Source organism: Enterobacter sp. PL_is514 (genome assembly GCF_055816715.1).
Genome location: NZ_JBVPGN010000027.1, coordinates 332,444 through 350,839, shown reverse-complemented (window position 1 = coordinate 350,839; position 18,396 = coordinate 332,444). Strand labels below are relative to the sequence as shown.

At 55.1% G+C, this 18,396-nt stretch carries 16 protein-coding genes; 5 read left to right on the top strand and 11 right to left on the bottom strand.

All coding sequences use genetic code 11. From position 1 onward, the window contains the following. Positions 1–28 precede the first annotated feature (28 nt). From AC0TNG_RS05850 to tkt, 7 genes are all read right to left on the bottom strand, one after another. On the bottom strand, positions 29–760 hold the full coding sequence (locus AC0TNG_RS05850; RefSeq protein WP_024906567.1) for an oxidative stress defense protein: 732 nt from the start codon (positions 758–760) through the stop codon (positions 29–31). Between the two features lie 91 nt (positions 761–851). Then, on the bottom strand, positions 852–1,487 hold the full coding sequence (argO, locus tag AC0TNG_RS05845) for an arginine exporter ArgO (RefSeq protein WP_021242063.1): 636 nt from the start codon (positions 1,485–1,487) through the stop codon (positions 852–854). Between the two features lie 145 nt (positions 1,488–1,632). Beyond that, positions 1,633–2,487 carry a small-conductance mechanosensitive channel MscS gene (mscS, locus tag AC0TNG_RS05840; RefSeq protein WP_024906566.1) on the bottom strand — a complete coding sequence of 285 codons (855 nt, stop codon included), beginning with the start codon at positions 2,485–2,487 and terminating at the stop codon, positions 1,633–1,635. 186 nt (positions 2,488–2,673) lie between these two features. Beyond that, entirely contained in the window at positions 2,674–3,753 is a 1,080-nt protein-coding gene (gene fbaA / locus AC0TNG_RS05835) for a class II fructose-bisphosphate aldolase (RefSeq protein WP_008499731.1), read from the bottom strand. A gap of 92 nt (positions 3,754–3,845) precedes the next feature. Continuing rightward, positions 3,846–5,009: a phosphoglycerate kinase gene (gene pgk, locus AC0TNG_RS05830; RefSeq protein WP_024906565.1), complete on the bottom strand. Its 1,164-nt coding sequence runs from the start codon at positions 5,007–5,009 to the stop codon at positions 3,846–3,848. 49 nt (positions 5,010–5,058) lie between these two features. Then, positions 5,059–6,078, bottom strand: a complete 1,020-nt coding sequence (gene epd / locus AC0TNG_RS05825; RefSeq protein WP_023333324.1) for an erythrose-4-phosphate dehydrogenase — start codon at positions 6,076–6,078, stop codon at positions 5,059–5,061. A gap of 341 nt (positions 6,079–6,419) precedes the next feature. Then, positions 6,420–8,411 carry a transketolase gene (tkt, locus tag AC0TNG_RS05820; RefSeq protein ID WP_473713193.1) on the bottom strand — a complete coding sequence of 664 codons (1,992 nt, stop codon included), beginning with the start codon at positions 8,409–8,411 and terminating at the stop codon, positions 6,420–6,422. Between the two features lie 272 nt (positions 8,412–8,683). Between tkt and loiP the strand changes: the two genes are divergently transcribed. Then, entirely contained in the window at positions 8,684–9,442 is a 759-nt protein-coding gene (loiP, locus tag AC0TNG_RS05815) for a metalloprotease LoiP (RefSeq protein WP_021242066.1), read from the top strand. Between the two features lie 210 nt (positions 9,443–9,652). Further along, entirely contained in the window at positions 9,653–10,921 is a 1,269-nt protein-coding gene (locus tag AC0TNG_RS05810; protein ID WP_024906562.1) for an OprD family outer membrane porin, read from the top strand. A gap of 51 nt (positions 10,922–10,972) precedes the next feature. On the opposite strand, the gene speB is transcribed toward AC0TNG_RS05810, so the two are convergent. The 4 genes from speB to AC0TNG_RS05790 all read right to left on the bottom strand — a co-directional run bounded on the left by speB (position 10,973) and on the right by AC0TNG_RS05790 (position 14,457). Further along, positions 10,973–11,893, bottom strand: coding sequence for an agmatinase (gene speB / locus AC0TNG_RS05805; protein WP_008499737.1), 921 nt, complete (start codon positions 11,891–11,893; stop codon positions 10,973–10,975). Between the two features lie 209 nt (positions 11,894–12,102). After that, positions 12,103–14,079 (bottom strand): biosynthetic arginine decarboxylase, encoded by a 1,977-nt coding sequence (gene speA, locus AC0TNG_RS05800; RefSeq protein WP_024906561.1) that lies wholly within the window; start codon positions 14,077–14,079, stop codon positions 12,103–12,105. Between the two features lie 8 nt (positions 14,080–14,087). Continuing rightward, on the bottom strand, positions 14,088–14,219 hold the full coding sequence (yqgB, locus tag AC0TNG_RS05795) for an acid stress response protein YqgB (protein WP_127312443.1): 132 nt from the start codon (positions 14,217–14,219) through the stop codon (positions 14,088–14,090). Between the two features lie 94 nt (positions 14,220–14,313). Continuing rightward, positions 14,314–14,457, bottom strand: a complete 144-nt coding sequence (locus tag AC0TNG_RS05790; RefSeq protein ID WP_419716730.1) for a hypothetical protein — start codon at positions 14,455–14,457, stop codon at positions 14,314–14,316. Between the two features lie 425 nt (positions 14,458–14,882). On the opposite strand from AC0TNG_RS05790, the gene metK reads away from it, so the two are divergent. From metK to AC0TNG_RS05775, 3 genes are all read left to right on the top strand, one after another. Beyond that, the gene (gene metK / locus AC0TNG_RS05785; RefSeq protein WP_010435443.1) at positions 14,883–16,037 is read left to right on the top strand and encodes a methionine adenosyltransferase; all 1,155 of its coding nucleotides are present in this window, start codon (positions 14,883–14,885) and stop codon (positions 16,035–16,037) included. Positions 16,038–16,372: 335 nt separating this feature from the next. After that, positions 16,373–17,770 (top strand): galactose/proton symporter, encoded by a 1,398-nt coding sequence (gene galP / locus AC0TNG_RS05780; protein WP_157189703.1) that lies wholly within the window; start codon positions 16,373–16,375, stop codon positions 17,768–17,770. 58 nt (positions 17,771–17,828) lie between these two features. Further along, positions 17,829–18,326, top strand: a complete 498-nt coding sequence (locus AC0TNG_RS05775) for a SprT family zinc-dependent metalloprotease (RefSeq protein ID WP_032650144.1) — start codon at positions 17,829–17,831, stop codon at positions 18,324–18,326. Positions 18,327–18,396: the final 70 nt, after the last annotated feature.

Here is an 18,396-nt window from a genome sequence, read left to right as displayed (position 1 = left end):
GGCGGCTTCGCCTTACCCGGCCTACAGATTACTGAGCCGGTTTCGGCTGTGCTGCAACGGGTTCCAGCTGGAAGACCACATCCACCTGATCGTCGAACTGAATAGTTGGCTGCTCGTAAGTTTCCTGAGCGGACACCGGGGCTGCATCAGCCTTCATCATCCGTACCATCGGGCTTGGCTGGTAGTTAGAGACGTGGTAACGCACGCTGTAAACCGGGCCGAGCTTGCTCTTAAAGCCAGAAGCCAACTGTTCCGCCTGGTGAATGGCATCATCAATCGCCGCTTTACGCGCTTCGTCTTTGTATTTCTCCGGTTGCGCAACGCCCAGCGACACGGAACGAATTTCGTTCAGACCCGCCTTCAACGCACCGTCCAGCAGCGAGTTAAGCTTATCCAGCTGACGCACGGTCACTTCAACGGTACGCACGGCGCGGTAGCCTTTCAGGATGCTTTTACCATTCTGATAGTCGTAATCGGGTTGAGTACGCAGGTTCGCGGAGTTGATATCTTTTTTGCCGACACCGTTCTGCTCGAGGAAAGAAAGGTATTGCGCAACACGATCGTCAGCCTGCTTCTTGGCAGATGCCGCATCTTTCGCAGCCACATTGACTTCAATTGCCAGGGTTGCAACATCGGGTACCGCGTCCACGCTTGCGGTGCCAGAAGTGACGATGTGCGGGCCATCCGGCAGTTCACTTGCCTGCGCCGACACCGCACCAAAACTTACTAATGCCGCCAGGGCCATCACCTTAAACTTCACTGTTATTCCTCCATGTTGCGAAGAGTGCCCATTAACAGGGCGCATGCCAGCAAGCTTAGCGGGTCTTGTTCAGTTGTCCATAAGACAAGGATTAGTTGAACAATTCCTGAACGTGGTGAATCCCCTCTTTTGCCAGCTGAAAGGCAATAAACCACATCACCAGCCCCACCAGGGTATTAATGATGCGCTGGGCTTTGGCCGTACGCAGACGGGGTGCCAGCCATGCCGCCAGAATGGCGAGACCGAAGAACCAGAGGAACGAGGCGCTGACTGTACCGAGCGCAAACCAGCGTTTCGGCTCTACGTCCAGTTGACCGCCCAGGCTGCCCAGCACCACAAAGGTGTCCAGATAAACATGCGGATTAAGCCAGGTGACCGCCAGCATGGTGACGATAATCTTCCAGCGGCCCTGCTTCATGACCTCCGCGCTCGCCAGTTCGAGGTTGCTGCTCATCGCCGTTTTCAGGGCACCAAAACCATACCAGAGCAGAAACGCCACGCCGCCCCAGGTGACCAGCGCCAGCAGCCAGGGAGACTGCATCAGCAATGCACTGCCGCCAAAAATCCCGGCACAGATCAGCAGTAAATCGCTTACCGCGCACAGCAGGGCAATCATCAGATGATACTGGCGGCGGATGCCCTGGTTCATCACGAATGCATTTTGCGGGCCGAGCGGAAGGATCATGGCCGCGCCTAATGCAAGCCCTTGAAAATAATAAGATAGCATGACGATTTTCTCGCAGTGTTGTTCTGGAAGCCGACTATACTGCGCGAATCACATTAGAGGAAATGGATAATTTTAATTGGGGATTAGCGGGGCTTATAAAAATAAAGCCCGGTGGCGCTAGCGCTTACCGGGCCTACGGGTGACGTTATTCTGCTTCCTTAACTTTTTTGACGTTTACGTCCATCTGCGGGTACGGGAAGCTGATGCCGTTGGCGTCGAAGTCGCGCTTAATGCGTTCCAGCACGTCCCAGTACACGTTTTGCAGATCGCTGCTCTTGCTCCAGATACGCACCACGAAGTTAATGGAGGACGCGCCCAGTTCATTCAGGCGAACCGTCTGCTCTTTGTCTTTCAGAATGCGATCGTCTGAAGCAATGATGTTGCTAATCAGCGACTTCACCTGATCGATATCGGAGTCGTACGCCACGCTGATAATCAGCTCATTACGACGCACCGGCTCACGGGAGAAGTTAATGATGTTGCCCGCGATGATTTTCCCGTTCGGCACGACCACGATGCGGCCATCGACGGTACGCATGGTCGTTGAGAAAATCTGCACCTGCAGCACGGTCCCGGCAATGCCGCCAAGGTCAACGTATTCGCCGGAGCGGAACGGACGGAAGGTGACCAGCAAAACGCCTGCCGCCAGGTTTGAAAGCGAGCCCTGCAGCGCCAGACCAATGGCCAGACCGGCGGCACCGAGAACGGCAATGACGGAGGCGGTCTGCACGCCCACGCGGCCCAGCGCCGCAATCAGCGTAAAGGCGATAATGCCGTAGCGCACCAGTGCGGAGAGGAAGTCAGCCACCGTGGCGTCAATGTGACGGGCCAGCATGACGCGGTTAACCGCGTTCGATACGATACGCGCCACGATCATCCCGACGATGATGATGGCAATCGCCGCGACGATGTTCACGGCATAGCTCAGCAGCAGCGCCTGGTTACGCACCAGCCAGTTACCGGCGTTATTGATGCTGTCTACAACATCGAGTTGTTCCATTTATTCTTCCTTTTGTTAAACCAAAACACAAAATCCATCCCCCATGGAGACAGGCAGGTCCGTAAAGGGTAAACAAAAAGCGCAAGTATTGCCAAACAGATCACAAAAACCGGTCCGGCAGGGTATTGAAAAAGCATAAAAAAAGGCCCGCATTTGCGGGCCTTCTGATGCTGTTAGCAGCTCAAATTACAGAACGTCGATCGCGTTCAGTTCTTTGAAAGCCTGCTCCAGACGGGTCACCATGGACGTCTGGGCAGCGCGCAGCCATACGCGTGGATCGTAGTATTTCTTGTTCGGCTGGTCTTCGCCTTTCGGGTTGCCCAGCTGGCCCTGCAGGTAAGCTTCGTTCGCTTTGTAGTACTGCAGGATACCGTCCCATGTTGCCCACTGGGTGTCGGTATCGATGTTCATTTTCACTACGCCGTAGCTTACGGAGTCTTTGATTTCCTGAGCAGAAGAACCGGAACCGCCGTGGAAGACGAAGTTCAGGCTGTTGTGCGGCAGGTTGTGTTTCTTGGAAACGTATTCCTGAGAATCACGCAGGATGGTTGGGGTCAGAACCACGTTGCCTGGTTTGTAAACGCCGTGTACGTTACCGAAGGACGCTGCAATGGTGAAGCGTGGGCTGATTTTGCTCAGCTCGGTGTAAGCGTAATCAACGTCTTCTGGCTGGGTGTACAGTGCAGAAGCGTCCATGTGGCTGTTGTCCACGCCGTCTTCTTCACCACCGGTGCAACCCAGTTCGATTTCCAGGGTCATGTCCATTTTGGCCATGCGCGCCAGGTACTTAGAGCAGATTTCGATGTTTTCGTGCAGTGACTCTTCAGACAGGTCGATCATGTGAGAAGAGAACAGTGGCTTACCGGTTGCCGCGAAGTGTTTTTCACCCGCGTCCAGCAGACCGTCGATCCACGGCAGCAGTTTCTTCGCGCAGTGGTCAGTGTGCAGGATAACTGGAACACCGTAGTGCTCAGCCATCTGGTGAACGTGGTGCGCACCAGAGATAGCGCCCAGGATTGCAGCACCCTGAGGAATGTCAGTTTTCACGCCTTTACCTGCGATGAACGCAGCGCCGCCGTTAGAGAACTGAACGATAACTGGAGCTTTAACTTTAGCAGCAGTTTCCAGTACGGCGTTGATGGAGTCGGTACCCACGCAGTTAACTGCTGGCAGAGCGAAGTTGTTTTCTTTAGCTACCTGGAACACTTTCTGTACGTCATCACCAGTGATAACGCCAGGTTTTACGAAATCAAAAATTTTAGACATGTTGCTTAGTCCTGTATCTTCGGCCGTTAGAAAAGGTGCGAGCTCTTAAAAGCGCGCTGAAAATTGGGCAGGTTTCCCTGCCCTTGAATGGCTTACTTCTTAGCGCGCTCTTCGAGCATTGCTACTGCTGGCAGTACTTTGCCTTCCACGAATTCGAGGAATGCGCCGCCACCAGTGGAGATGTAGGAGATCTTGTCAGCGATACCGAACAGGTCGATTGCTGCCAGGGTGTCACCACCGCCTGCGATAGAGAACGCTTCGCTGTCTGCGATAGCGTTAGCAACGATTTCAGTCCCTTTGCGGAAGTTCGGGAATTCGAACACGCCTACCGGACCGTTCCACAGGATAGTTTTTGCGTTTTTGAGGATTTCAGCCAGTTTCTGTGCAGAAACGTCGCCCAGGTCCAGAATCTGCTCTTCATCTTTGATGTCGTTTACAGACTTCAGAGTCGCGGTTGCGGTTTCGGAGAACTCGGTCGCGACGCGAACGTCAGTTGGAACCGGGATATCGCAGGTGCTCAGCAGGCGTTTGGCTTCGTCAACCAGGTCTGCTTCGTACAGGGATTTACCCACGTTGTGGCCCTGAGCGGCAACGAAGGTGTTCGCGATACCACCGCCAACGATCAGCTGGTCAGCGATTTTAGACAGGGAATCCAGAACGGTCAGTTTGGTAGAAACTTTAGAACCACCAACGATAGCCACCATTGGACGAGCAGGTTCTTTCAGTGCTTTACCCAGCGCTTCCAGTTCGTCAGCCAGCAGAGGACCGGCACACGCTACGTCTGCGAATTTACCGATACCGTGGGTTGACGCCTGCGCGCGGTGAGCCGTACCGAAGGCATCCATCACGAATACGTCGCACAGTGCAGCATATTTTTTGGACAGGGTCTCGTCGTCTTTCTTTTCGCCTTTGTTGAAGCGAACGTTTTCCAGAACAACCAGTTCACCGGCTGCAACGTCAACGCCGTCCAGGTAATCTTTCACCAGGCGAACCGGGTTGGACAGTTTGTCTTTCAGGTAATTAACCACTGGCAGCAGAGAGAACTCTTCGTTGTACTCGCCTTCAGTTGGACGACCCAGGTGGGAGGTGACCATCACTTTCGCGCCCTGCTTCAGAGCCAGTTCGATGGTTGGCAGAGATGCACGGATACGCGCGTCGCTGGTCACTTTGCCATCTTTAACCGGTACGTTCAGATCGGCACGGATGAAAACGCGTTTACCAGCCAGATCCAGATCGGTCATCTTAATTACAGACATGGTGAATCCTCTCGTTGATTCTTAAAGTTTTGCAGACGCACGATGCGTCTTACCTGAAACCTTGAGCGGCCATTGCTAACGTGGTGTCGAGCATTCGGTTAGCAAAGCCCCATTCGTTATCACACCAGACCAGCGTCTTGATAAGGTGTGCACCACTAACCCTCGTTTGCGTGCCATCAACGATGGCGCTGTGCGGGTCGTGGTTAAAATCTACTGAGACCAACGGTAATTCCGTATAGTCAACTATACCATGAAATGCCCCCTGTGCCGCTTTTTGCAGCAACAGGTTGACTTCACAGGCTTTTACCGGTTTTTTCACCGTCACGCTAAGGTCGATTGCAGTGACGTTAATCGTTGGAACACGCACGGCAATCGCTTCAAAGCGGTCATTAAACTGCGGAAAAATTCGGGTGATCCCTGCCGCCAGTTTCGTATCCACCGGAATGATTGACTGGCTCGCCGCGCGAGTGCGTCGTAAATCCGGATGGTAGGCGTCGATAACCTGCTGATCGTGCATGGCGGAGTGAATCGTGGTCACGGTGCCGGATTCAATGCCATACGCATCGTCTAACAGTTTGATGACCGGAATAATGCAGTTGGTGGTACAGGAGGCGTTGGAAACAATGCGGTGTTCGGCCTGCAGCTCATGCTGGTTGACGCCAAACACGACGGTCGCGTCGAGGTCGTTACTGCCGGGATGAGAAAACAGGACTTTTTTCGCGCCGGCAGCCAGATGCGCTTCGCCATGTTCGCGGTTGCCGTAGACACCGGTACAGTCAAGCACCACATCCACACCCAGTTCACGCCAGGGTAGCCCGGAGATGCTGTTCTCATGCAGCACACGAATAGCGTCGTCACCCACAAAGAGCTGATCTCTTTCCTGGCGCACATCCCAGGCAAATCGTCCGTGGCTGGTGTCGTATTTCAACAAATGCGCCATGCCCGTAGCATCCGCCAGTTCATTGATTGCCACCACGGTTATTTCCGCCCGACGTCCGGATTCATACAAAGCACGAACCACATTACGTCCGATGCGACCGAAGCCATTAATCGCTACGCGTACGGTCATAGATCTCCTGCAAAGCAATCCCTGAGTTTGAGGTGGCTGAAAGAGTAATCCAGCTACGCCCGAAGGGGAATCCTTGCTGTCACAAACTGCGATTGATTGGTCAATTGTCGAACATTTAATCGACTGAAACGCTTCAGCAAGAATAAGCGAATCGGGGAATAAAAGGAATGTCTGTCCAGATGAATAAGCGAGCTATATGACTTGCGTCACATTTTAGGTGGAATAATTTACGGCGAGGTAAAAGCAAAACGGTAACCGAGAGGTTACCGTTTTTAGTGTTTGCACCCTCTCCCGGTGGGAGAGGGCTGGGGTGAGGGCATCAGCCCGCACCGTACAAACGATTACAGCAGTTCTTTCGCTTTCGCGACAACGTTCTCAACGGTGAAGCCGAATTCTTCGAACAGCTGCTCTGCCGGAGCAGACTCACCGAAGGTGGTCATACCGACGATAGCGCCGTTCAGGCCCACGTATTTGAACCAGTAGTCAGCGATACCCGCTTCCACTGCCACGCGAGCGGAGACCGCTTTAGGCAGCACGGATTCACGGTAAGCGGCATCCTGCTTGTCGAACGCGTCGGTAGACGGCATGGAAACCACGCGCGCCTTCACGCCTTCGGCAGTCAGTTTTTCCCACGCTGCCACAGCCAGTTCAACTTCAGAACCGGTGGCGATGAAGATCAGCTCTGGCTGGCCCGCGCTATCTTTCAGCACGTAACCACCGCGAGCGATGTTCGCCAGCTGCTCAGGGGTACGCTCCTGCTGCGCCAGGTTCTGACGGGAGAGGATCAGCGCGGTTGGGCCGTCCTGACGCTCAACGCCGTATTTCCACGCCACCGCGGATTCAACCTGGTCACACGGACGCCATGTGCTCATGTTCGGGGTCACGCGCAGGGAAGCCACCTGCTCTACCGGCTGGTGAGTTGGACCATCTTCGCCCAGACCGATGGAGTCGTGGGTGTAGGCCATCACCTGACGCTGTTTCATCAGCGCGGCCATACGCACGGCGTTACGAGCATATTCAACGAACATCAGGAAGGTAGAGGTGTACGGCAGGAAACCACCGTGCAGAGAGATACCGTTGGCAATCGCAGTCATACCGAATTCACGTACACCGTAATGGATGTAGTTACCGGCAGTGTCTTCGTTGATTGGCTTAGAACCGGACCACAGGGTCAGGTTAGATGGCGCCAGGTCAGCGGAGCCGCCGAGGAATTCAGGCAGCAGAGGACCAAACGCTTCAATCGCATTCTGAGACGCTTTACGGCTCGCGATTTTAGACGGGTTCGCCTGCAGCTTAGCGATGAACTCGTTCGCTTTCGCGTCGAAGTCAGACGGCATGCCGCCTTTCATACGACGGGTGAATTCAGCCGCTTCCTGCGGGAACGCTTTCGCGTAAGCAGCGAACTTCTCGTTCCAGGCCGCTTCTTTCGCCTGGCCCACTTCTTTTGCATCCCACTGAGCGTAGATCTCAGATGGGATTTCGAATGCAGGGTGTTTCCAGCCCAGCGCTTCGCGGGTCAGTGCGATTTCCGCGTCGCCCAGCGGCGCGCCGTGGGAGTCGTGCGTACCCGCTTTGTTCGGCGAACCGAAGCCGATGATGGTTTTGCACATCAGCAGGGACGGCTTGTCCGTCACCGCGCGCGCTTCTTCTACTGCACGTTTAATCGAGTCAGCATCGTGGCCATCAACGCCACGCACAACGTGCCAGCCGTAGGCTTCGAAACGTTTAGCGGTGTCGTCGGTGAACCAGCCTTCAACGTGACCGTCGATGGAGATACCGTTGTCGTCATAGAACGCAACCAGTTTGCCCAGCTTCAGGGTACCTGCCAGGGAGCACACTTCGTGAGAAATGCCTTCCATCATGCAGCCGTCGCCCATGAACGCGTAGGTGAAGTGGTCAACGATGTCGTGACCAGGACGGTTGAACTGCGCCGCCAGCGTCTTCTCAGCAATCGCCATACCCACAGCGTTAGCAATACCCTGACCCAGCGGGCCGGTGGTGGTTTCTACGCCAGCGGTGTAGCCCACTTCCGGGTGACCTGGAGTTTTAGAGTGCAGCTGACGGAAGTTTTTCAGCTCTTCAATTGGCAGATCGTAGCCGGTGAGGTGCAGCAGGCTATAGATCAGCATAGAGCCGTGGCCGTTAGACAGTACGAAACGGTCGCGGTCAGCCCATGACGGGTTCTGTGGGTTGTGGTTCAGGAAATCGCGCCACAGGACTTCGGCGATATCAGCCATACCCATAGGGGCCCCTGGGTGGCCGGATTTGGCTTTCTGTACTGCGTCCATGCTCAGCGCACGAATAGCATTAGCAAGCTCTTTACGTGAGGACATTTTAACTCCAGATCGGACTGTTAAAGGCCATGCCCTTGACGACAGCGCGTTTTGGGCTACGCCGGAAAAAAGTGCCAACAATGTAACCCAAGCCGCAAGTCATGTACATGGAGCATTCTTTTGCTTGTTAAGAAATCTCTGGATCATGCTCGCATGTTGCGCAATCTGCTCGCCCGGCTCTGTCGATATTCCTTATACTTAGCCCGACACCGGCTTCGCTGACGGTGCACTTTTCGGATTTTATTCAGATTAACGAGTACGGAAGCAACCTCATGAAAATGCGTGCAATAGTGCTGGCCTTGGGTACAACGCTCCTGCTGAGCGGCTGTCAGAATATGGATTCTAACGGTCTGATGACGTCAGGCGCAGAGGCCTTTCAGGCCTATTCCCTGAGCGATGCGCAGGTGAAAGCGCTGAGCGACCAGGCCTGTAAAGATATGGACGGAAAAGCCACGCTTGCGCCGGCTAACAGTACCTACACGCAGCGTCTGAATAAGATTGCTTCTGCGCTGGGCGACAACATCAACGGCCAGCCGGTGAACTACAAGGTGTACATGGCGAAAGACGTGAACGCCTTCGCGATGGCGAACGGCTGCATCCGCGTCTATAGCGGGCTGATGGACATGATGACCGACAACGAAGTGGAAGCGGTCATCGGCCATGAAATGGGCCACGTTGCCCTGGGCCACGTGAAGAAAGGGATGCAGGTTGCTTTAGGCACTAACGCCATCCGCGCTGCGGCGGCCTCAGCGGGCGGTATCGTTGGCAGCCTGTCGCAGTCGCAGCTTGGCGACGTGGGTGAAAAGCTGGTTAACTCCCAGTTCTCCCAGCGTCAGGAGTCCGAAGCGGATGATTACTCCTACGATCTGTTGCGCAAACGCGGCATTAATCCATCAGGTTTAGCCACCAGCTTTGAAAAACTGGCCAAACTGGAAGCGGGACGTCAAAGCTCCATGTTTGACGATCACCCAGCCTCAGAAGAGCGCGCACAGCATATTCGCGACCGTATGGCCGCAGACGGAATTAAATAATTTTACCGGGAGGCATATTTGCCTCCCTTTTATTTCGCATGAATTGTTAACTTAACAGCACGTATCGATAACACCCCTGCAAGCCCCGCCAAATCTACCCTGCCACATTGAAACACCTGGTCACATAATTATTGCAAAGGTCACTTTTTCCGGTAATTATCACTTCCGCAGTTATTCAAATTAATATATCCAGACAGAGACGTTCCCTCCGTGAAAAAAGAATTATCATTAATTGCTTTAAGTTTATTTGCCGCATTACCTGCCGCTGCAAGCCAGCAATCCGACAGTCAGGGTTTTATTGACGACAGCCATCTGGATCTGTTTTTACGCAATGCCTATATCAGCCGCGACTACCATCAGGGCCAGCAGGACAAAGCCGAATGGGGTCAGGGGATCATCGCCACGTTTGCATCCGGCTATACCGAAGGGCTGGTGGGCTTTGGTGTGGACGGAATTGCTCAATACGGCGTGCGCCTGGACGGCGGCCGGGGCAAAAGCGGCGCAGGCGGCATCGACTTCTTTAAACAGGAAGATGATGGCCGGGCAAAATCCGATCTGGCAAAGTTTGGCGCTACCGCCAAAATGCGCATATCGAACACCGTGCTGAGCTACGGGAATCAGCGTCCTGAGCTGCCCATCGTCAATGCCGACAGCTCCCGCCTGCTGTTTGAAAGCTACACCGGCACCATGCTCACCTCGAAAGAGATCGACGGTCTGGAAATCAACGCCGGTTACTTCACCGACGAGCAGCGTAAAAGCGATGACCGCCACGACAGCGGGCTGAAGAGCCTCTCCTTCGGCGGCGCAAGCTACCAGTTCAACGACCAGTTCAGCGGCGCGCTTTACGCCTCTCATAATGAAGAGGTGATGAACAAGCAGTATCTGGGTCTGAACTTCAAACAGCCGTTTAGCACCGGGCAGCAGCTGGTGCTCGACTTCAACGGCTATAACTCCCGTCTGGACCAGGGTTACGCTGACAGCATCGACACGGGCCGCAGCAACGCTATCTGGAGCCTGGCGGCGAGCTACATCTGGGATATTCACACGTTCAAAGTGGCCTACCAGCAGAGCAGCGGCAGCACCGGCTACAACTATGGCGGCTATCGCGACCAGGGCGGCGTGGGTGACGGCGGTAACACCATCTGGCTGGCGAACTCCTACTGGTCTGATTTTAACGGCGAAGATGAACGTTCCTGGCAGGCATCCTACGGTCTGGACTTTGGCGGCCTTGGTTTACCGGGCCTGAGCTGGACCACCGCCTACGTGCGCGGCGATAACATCAAAACCGCTGAAACCAGCAACGGTAAAGAGCACGAGTGGTTTAACCAGATCCAGTACCAGGTGCAGGATGGCCCGGCGAAGGATCTGAAACTGAAACTGCGCTACTCCGTGCTGCGCGTCTCAAGCAACGCCAGCGACTATAACGTGGGCGGGGACGAAATCCGCGCTTACGTGGAATACCCGTTTAACGTGTTCTAAAGGCAATAAAAAACCTCTCCATGGAGAGGTTTTTTTCACGCCAGGAGAGGCTTATTCGCCTTTTTTAGCAGCCTGGATGTAGAGCATTTCCAGTGCCAGGGTCGCTGCGGCCAGCGCAGTGATTTCGGACTGGTCATACGCAGGCGCCACTTCCACCACGTCCATCCCGACAATGTTCAGATCCTTCAGGCCGCGTACCAGCTTGATGGCGCGGTCTGAGGTCAGGCCGCCGATCACCGGCGTACCGGTACCCGGTGCAAATGCCGGATCCAGGCAGTCGATGTCGAAGGTCAGATACACAGGCATATCACCCACGATCTGCTTCACCTGCGCGAGGATGTCATCTACGCCGCGATCGTTAACCTGACCCGCATCCAGCACGGTGAAACCGTTGTCCTTGTCGAACTCGGTGCGAATACCGATCTGCACGGAGTGGTTCGGGTCGATCAGACCTTCGTTCGGCGCGGTGAAGAACATGGTACCGTGGTCAAACTCACAGCCGTTCGCGTAGGTGTCGGTATGCGCATCAAAGTGTACCAGCGCCATTTTACCGAAGTGCTTCGCGTGGGCGCGCAGCAGCGGCAGGGTCACGAAATGGTCGCCGCCGAAGGAGAGCATGCGCTTACCGGCAGCCAGCAGCTTCTCGGCGTGCGCCTGCAGCTTTTCGCTCATCTCACGCGCGTCACCAAAGGCATACACCAGGTCACCGCAGTCCACCACGTTCAGGCGCTCGCGCATGTCGAAGTTCCACGGGAAGCGGTTATGCTCCCAGGCCAGGTTAGTGGAAACCTGACGAATCGCCGCCGGGCCGTGGCGACCACCCGCACGGCCAGATGTTGCCATATCGAACGGCACGCCGGTGATCACCCAGTCCGCGTCGCTGTCGTACGGCTGGAAGTTCATTGGAAGGCGTAAAAAACCAAACGCGTTAGATACCAGAGAGTTATCGTACTGATGACCTAAAGTGCTCATGTCCTGACCTCTTTTAAAGTCGATACATTAAAAACAGATGAAAAAAAATCCCCTCCGCGTCGTTAAACCCGACGAGGAAGGGATTGATTCGTAAATCGCTTATTGGGGCGAATTATCGCCGGTAATGCATACGGGTTCAAGTGAGTATAGGGCATTGTGCGGGCTGATGCCCTCACCCGACCCTCTCCCACAGGGAGAGGGAGGTTTTCCTACTCGTCTTCCAGGTAGGTGTACCCGTACAGACCCGCTTCAAACTCTTCCAGGAATTGCTGCTGCAGCGCATCGTCCAGCCCGGTGTTTTTCACCTGGTCGCGGAACTGCGTCAGCAGGGTTTTCGGATCCAGCTGAACGTATTCCAGCATGTCCGCCACGGTATCCCCTTCGTCAGACAGCTCAACTTCCACGCTGCCGTCAGGGAAGACAAACACGTCAACCGCCTCGGTATCACCGAACAGGTTGTGCATGTTGCCGAGGATCTCCTGATACGCGCCGACCATAAAGAAGCCCAGCATCGGCGGGTTCTCCGGGTCGTACTCCGGCATTGGCATCGTCGTTGCGATACCGTCGCCGTCAACGTAGTGGTCGATAGCACCGTCGGAGTCACAGGTGATGTCCAGCAGCACCGCACGACGTTCCGGGGCGTGGTTCAGCCCTTCCAGCGGCAGAACCGGGAACAGCTGATCGATACCCCAGGCATCCGGCATTGACTGGAACAGCGAGAAGTTGACGTAAATCTTATCCGCCATACGCTCCTGCAGCTCGTCGATAATCGGACGGTGCGCACGGTTGCTCGGGTCGAGCTGTTTCTGCACTTCATGGCACATGTTCAGATAGAGCTGCTCCGCCCACGCGCGCTCCTGCAGGCTGAAGGTGCCTGAGGAATACCCCACGTGGATGTCATGCAGGTCCATCTGGCTGTCGTGCAGCCATTCGCGCAGGGAACGACGCGTGCCCGGCTCGTGCATTTCCTGCCAGGTTTCCCACATGCTTTGCAGGGAGCGCGGGGCATCGTCTGCCGGAGGCGTCGCTTCGGTGATTTCGCTACGCTCAACGCCGATGATGTTAGAGACCAGCACCGTATGGTGCGCGGTGACCGCGCGGCCGGATTCGGTGATTACCGTCGGGTGCGGCAGGCCGTTCTCTTCACAGGCATCGCCGATCGCCCAGATGATATTGTTCGCGTATTCGTTCAGGCCGTAGTTCACGGAGCAGTCCGACTGCGAGCGGGTCCCTTCGTAGTCCACGCCCAGGCCGCCGCCCACGTCGAAGCACTGAATGTTCACGCCAAGCTTGTGCAGCTCAACGTAGAACCGCGCGGATTCACGCACGCCGGTGGCGATGTCGCGAATGTTGGCCATCTGCGAGCCGAGGTGGAAGTGCAGCAGCTGAATGCTGTCGAGACGACCGCGCTCGCGCAGGATTTCCACCAGCTGCAGCACCTGGTTCGCCGCCAGGCCGAACTTGGATTTTTCGCCGCCGGAGGACTGCCATTTACCGGAACCCTGTGACGCCAGACGCGCACGCACGCCAAGGCGTGGCACCACGTTCAGACGCTCGGCCTCTTCCAGCACGATGGCGATTTCGGTCATCTTTTCGATAACCAGATAGACCTTGTGGCCCATCTTCTCGCCAATCAGTGCCAGACGAATGTATTCACGGTCTTTATAGCCGTTACAGACGATCACCGAACGGGTCATGCCCGCATGCGCCAGAACCGCCATCAGCTCCGCTTTGGAGCCAGCCTCCAGCCCCAGCGGCTCGCCGGAGTGGATCAGGGATTCAATCACGCGGCGGTGCTGGTTTACCTTGATTGGGTAAACCAGGAAGTAGTCGCCTTTATAGCCGTAGGACTCACGCGCGCGCTTGAAGGCGGCGTTAATAGAACGCAGGCGATGTTGCAGGATCTGCGGGAAGCAGAACAGTGCAGGCAAACGCTGGCCCTGAGCTTCACGGGCTTTCACCAGTTTAGCAAGGTCCACGCGCGCTTCAGGGACGTCGGGATCCGGGCAGACGCTGATGTGGCCCAGTTCGTTGACGTCGTAGTAGTTATTGCCCCACCAGGCAATATTGTAAGTGCGCAGCATCTTGCTGGCTTCCTCGGAGCTCATCGCAACCTCCTGCATAGAACGTAGTACACCCTGTTCGCCCGCTGACGAAGGCGAAAAAGAAGACATGTCGTCAGACATAGCGAACCTCAACTCTTTGTATTAAGTGTAAAACAGTTGACTACTATCGCAGCGTTATACGGCGATAACAACCCATAAACGGCTCCGTTTCCCAGCAGAGTATGCTGAAATCCAGACCGTGCGACCGGTTTCTTATTCATATCATTGTAAAACACGTATCCGAACTCTGTATGACAAGGTTCGGCGAAACCACGAGAAAACTCTTGTATTAACAAGAGCGCCCTTGTTCAGTTTTCACAAAGCGTGACCGGCCCTGGAATCCTGAGAAGCGCCGAGATGGGTATAACATCGGCAGGTTTGCAGACTAGAAATGCGGGTTGCGGGAATCAAATACGCGCCAGAACGGCTGCGCTGAATTAGCGGAAAACGATGGTTCATTATCTCGTATCACCTCCACGGCCGCCTCTGCTGAAACGGACCCCAAGCCAAAGCTAAAAGTTCACTGCTTAACCCGGCTGGAAGTGGCGACACGATGAGTTCATCGAGCGCTTATTTTATATGAGCCGCGCGCCGCGTTTTATACCGAGAAGGGGGCTAAAAAGCAAAACAAAAATGCGCGTGTTGCCGGGGCCGTCAGGAATTATTGCCAGCAGCAATTTCAACTGAGTGAGAGGTTAGTCAAAAAAAACTGGAAATCGGGCGAAGAAGTGACCTAAAATAGCCATCCAGATGTTAATCCATCTATACTGATTAACACTCATACTGCCAGTGTCAAAAACCTGCAGGCCTTGGTAGAATTATCTCCTTTGGCTATTCCACACAGCAGCTTGAGCTAACCAAATTCCTCTTAGGTGAAATAAAACATGGCAAAACACCTGTTTACGTCCGAGTCCGTATCAGAAGGACATCCTGATAAAATTGCTGACCAAATCTCCGATGCGGTGCTGGATGCGATCCTGGCGCAGGATCCAAAAGCGCGCGTAGCGTGTGAAACCTATGTCAAAACCGGCATGGTTCTGGTTGGCGGTGAGATTACCACCAGCGCATGGGTTGATATCGAAGAGATCACCCGTAACACGGTGCGTGAGATCGGCTATGTGCATTCTGATATGGGTTTTGATGCCAACTCCTGCGCGGTACTGAGTGCGATTGGCAAACAGTCTCCAGACATCAACCAGGGCGTTGACCGTGCCGATCCGCTGGAACAGGGCGCGGGCGACCAGGGTCTGATGTTCGGCTATGCAACCAACGAAACCGACGTGCTGATGCCAGCACCGGTCACCTACGCACACCGTCTGGTGCAGCGTCAGGCTGAAGTGCGTAAAAACGGCACCCTGCCGTGGCTGCGCCCGGATGCGAAAAGCCAGGTCACTTTCCAGTACGACGACGGTAAGATCGTCGGTATTGACGCGGTGGTTCTGTCTACCCAGCACTCCGAAGATATCGATCAGAAATCCCTGCAGGAAGCGGTGATGGAAGAGATCATCAAGCCGGTTCTGCCGACCGAATGGCTGAGCTCTGCGACCAAATTCTTCATCAACCCAACCGGACGCTTCGTTATCGGCGGCCCAATGGGTGACTGCGGTCTGACCGGTCGTAAAATCATCGTTGATACCTACGGCGGCATGGCGCGTCACGGTGGCGGTGCGTTCTCCGGTAAAGATCCGTCTAAAGTTGACCGTTCTGCGGCGTACGCGGCACGTTATGTGGCAAAAAACATCGTTGCCGCCGGCCTGGCTGACCGCTGTGAGATCCAGGTTTCCTACGCTATCGGCGTGGCTGAACCAACCTCCATCATGGTTGAAACCTTCGGTACTGAAAAAGTGCCTTCAGAACAGCTGACGCTGCTGGTGCGCGAGTTCTTCGACCTGCGTCCATACGGCCTGATTCAGATGCTGGATCTGCTGCACCCAATCTACAAAGAAACCGCGGCATACGGTCACTTTGGTCGTGAACATTTCCCATGGGAAAAAACCGACAAAGCCGCCCTGCTGCGTGAAGCTGCCGGTCTGAAGTAATCGACTGACATCGCTTTTAAAAGGCCAGCCTTCGGGCTGGCCTTTTTTTATGTTTGAAACCGATTACACCATGCCGAATATATCCCGCTTTCAGAATAATCTCTTTGCCTGATCGCCTTTCTTCTGCTGTTACATTTCATTTCAGTTAAGTCCGAAATTCTAACAAACGCGATGCGCATCACCTCGTTTACCTCTATATTTTCAAAGCTTTAATTATTTTTACGGTTCCACGTTAGTGTAACCGATTACACCTATGTGATTAACCTCACATATTTTTACGAGTTGCTCACCTACCCTTTACATCAATAAAACTGATAACCCAACTGGAGGGCATAATGCCTGACAATAAAAAACAGGGGCGTACGTCCAACAAGGCGATGACATTCTTCGTCTGTTTCCTCGCCGCCCTGGCAGGATTACTTTTTGGCCTGGATATCGGCGTGATTGCCGGTGCATTACCTTTCATCACTGACGAGTTCCAGATTAGCGCTCACACCCAGGAATGGGTGGTCAGCTCCATGATGTTTGGCGCTGCCGTTGGGGCCGTCGGCAGCGGCTGGCTCTCCTTCAAGCTCGGGCGTAAAAAGAGCCTGATGATCGGCGCGATCCTGTTCGTTGCCGGTTCACTCTTCTCTGCCGCAGCGCCTAACGTTGAGGTTCTGCTGGTTTCACGCGTGCTGCTCGGCCTTGCCGTGGGCGTGGCGTCCTATACCGCCCCGCTCTACCTGTCTGAAATCGCGCCGGAGAAAATCCGCGGCAGTATGATTTCGATGTACCAGCTCATGATCACCATCGGTATCCTGGGCGCGTACCTTTCCGATACCGCGTTTAGCTACAGCGGCTCATGGCGCTGGATGCTCGGCGTGATCATCATCCCGGCCATCCTGCTGCTGATTGGCGTCTTCTTCCTGCCGGACAGCCCGCGCTGGTTCGCTGCAAAACGTCGATTCCACGATGCTGAACGCGTGCTGCTTCGCCTGCGCGATACCAGCGCGGAGGCAAAAAACGAGCTGGAAGAGATCCGCGAAAGCCTGAAGGTCAAACAGTCCGGCTGGGCGCTGTTTAAAGAGAACAGCAACTTCCGCCGCGCGGTGTTCCTTGGCGTGCTGCTGCAGGTCATGCAGCAGTTCACGGGGATGAACGTCATCATGTACTACGCGCCAAAAATCTTTGAGCTGGCGGGTTATACCAACACCACCGAGCAGATGTGGGGGACCGTCATCGTGGGTCTGACCAACGTGCTGGCGACCTTTATCGCCATCGGTCTGGTGGACCGCTGGGGACGTAAGCCAACCCTGACGCTGGGCTTCCTGGTGATGGCGGCCGGTATGGGCGTCCTCGGTACCATGATGCATGTGGGCATTCACTCCCCAACCGCCCAGTACTTTGCGGTAGGCATGCTGCTGATGTTTATCGTCGGGTTTGCGATGAGCGCCGGTCCGCTGATTTGGGTGCTGTGCTCGGAGATCCAGCCGCTGAAAGGGCGTGATTTTGGTATCACCTGCTCTACCGCAACAAACTGGGTTGCCAACATGATCGTCGGCGCAACGTTCCTGACCATGCTCAATACCCTGGGCAACGCGAACACCTTCTGGGTCTACGCCGGTCTGAACATCTTCTTTATTGTGCTGACCATCTGGCTGGTTCCAGAAACCAAACACGTTTCGCTGGAACATATTGAACGTAACCTGATGAAAGGTCGTCCTCTGCGCGAAATCGGCGCTCACGACTAATTATCTTGCGGGAGGCGCCTCTTGCGCCTCCCCGCTTCGCGCTTTATGCTCTGCCCCTATGAAAGCACCCCGTCTCCCCATCGCCATTCAGCAGGCCGTTATGCGCAGCCTGCGGGAAAAACTCGCCCAGGCGAACCTGAAGCTCGGTCGCAATTATCCTGAACCCAAACTCGTCTACCAGCAGCGTGGAACCTCGGCCGGTACCGCCTGGCTCGAGTCGTATGAGATCCGCCTTAACCCGGTGCTGATGATGGAAAACCAGCAGGCGTTTATCGAGGAAGTGGTACCGCACGAGCTGGCACATCTGCTGGTGTGGAAACACTTTGGCCGCGTCGCGCCGCATGGAAAAGAGTGGAAGTGGATGATGGAGGCGGTGCTCGGCGTTCCGGCACGCCGTACCCATCAGTTCGAGCTGGAATCGGTGCGCCGCAATACCTTCCCCTACCGCTGCCAGTGTCAGCAGCACCAGCTTACCGTCCGTCGCCATAATCGCGTGGTGCGTGGCGAGGCGACCTACCGCTGCGTCAAATGCGGCGAGCCGCTGGTTGCGGAATAATCATCTGAACTTTCAGGAACTTTCCTGATCTGACTGATTGCATACAGGAACAACATTCGTTACGTTGCGG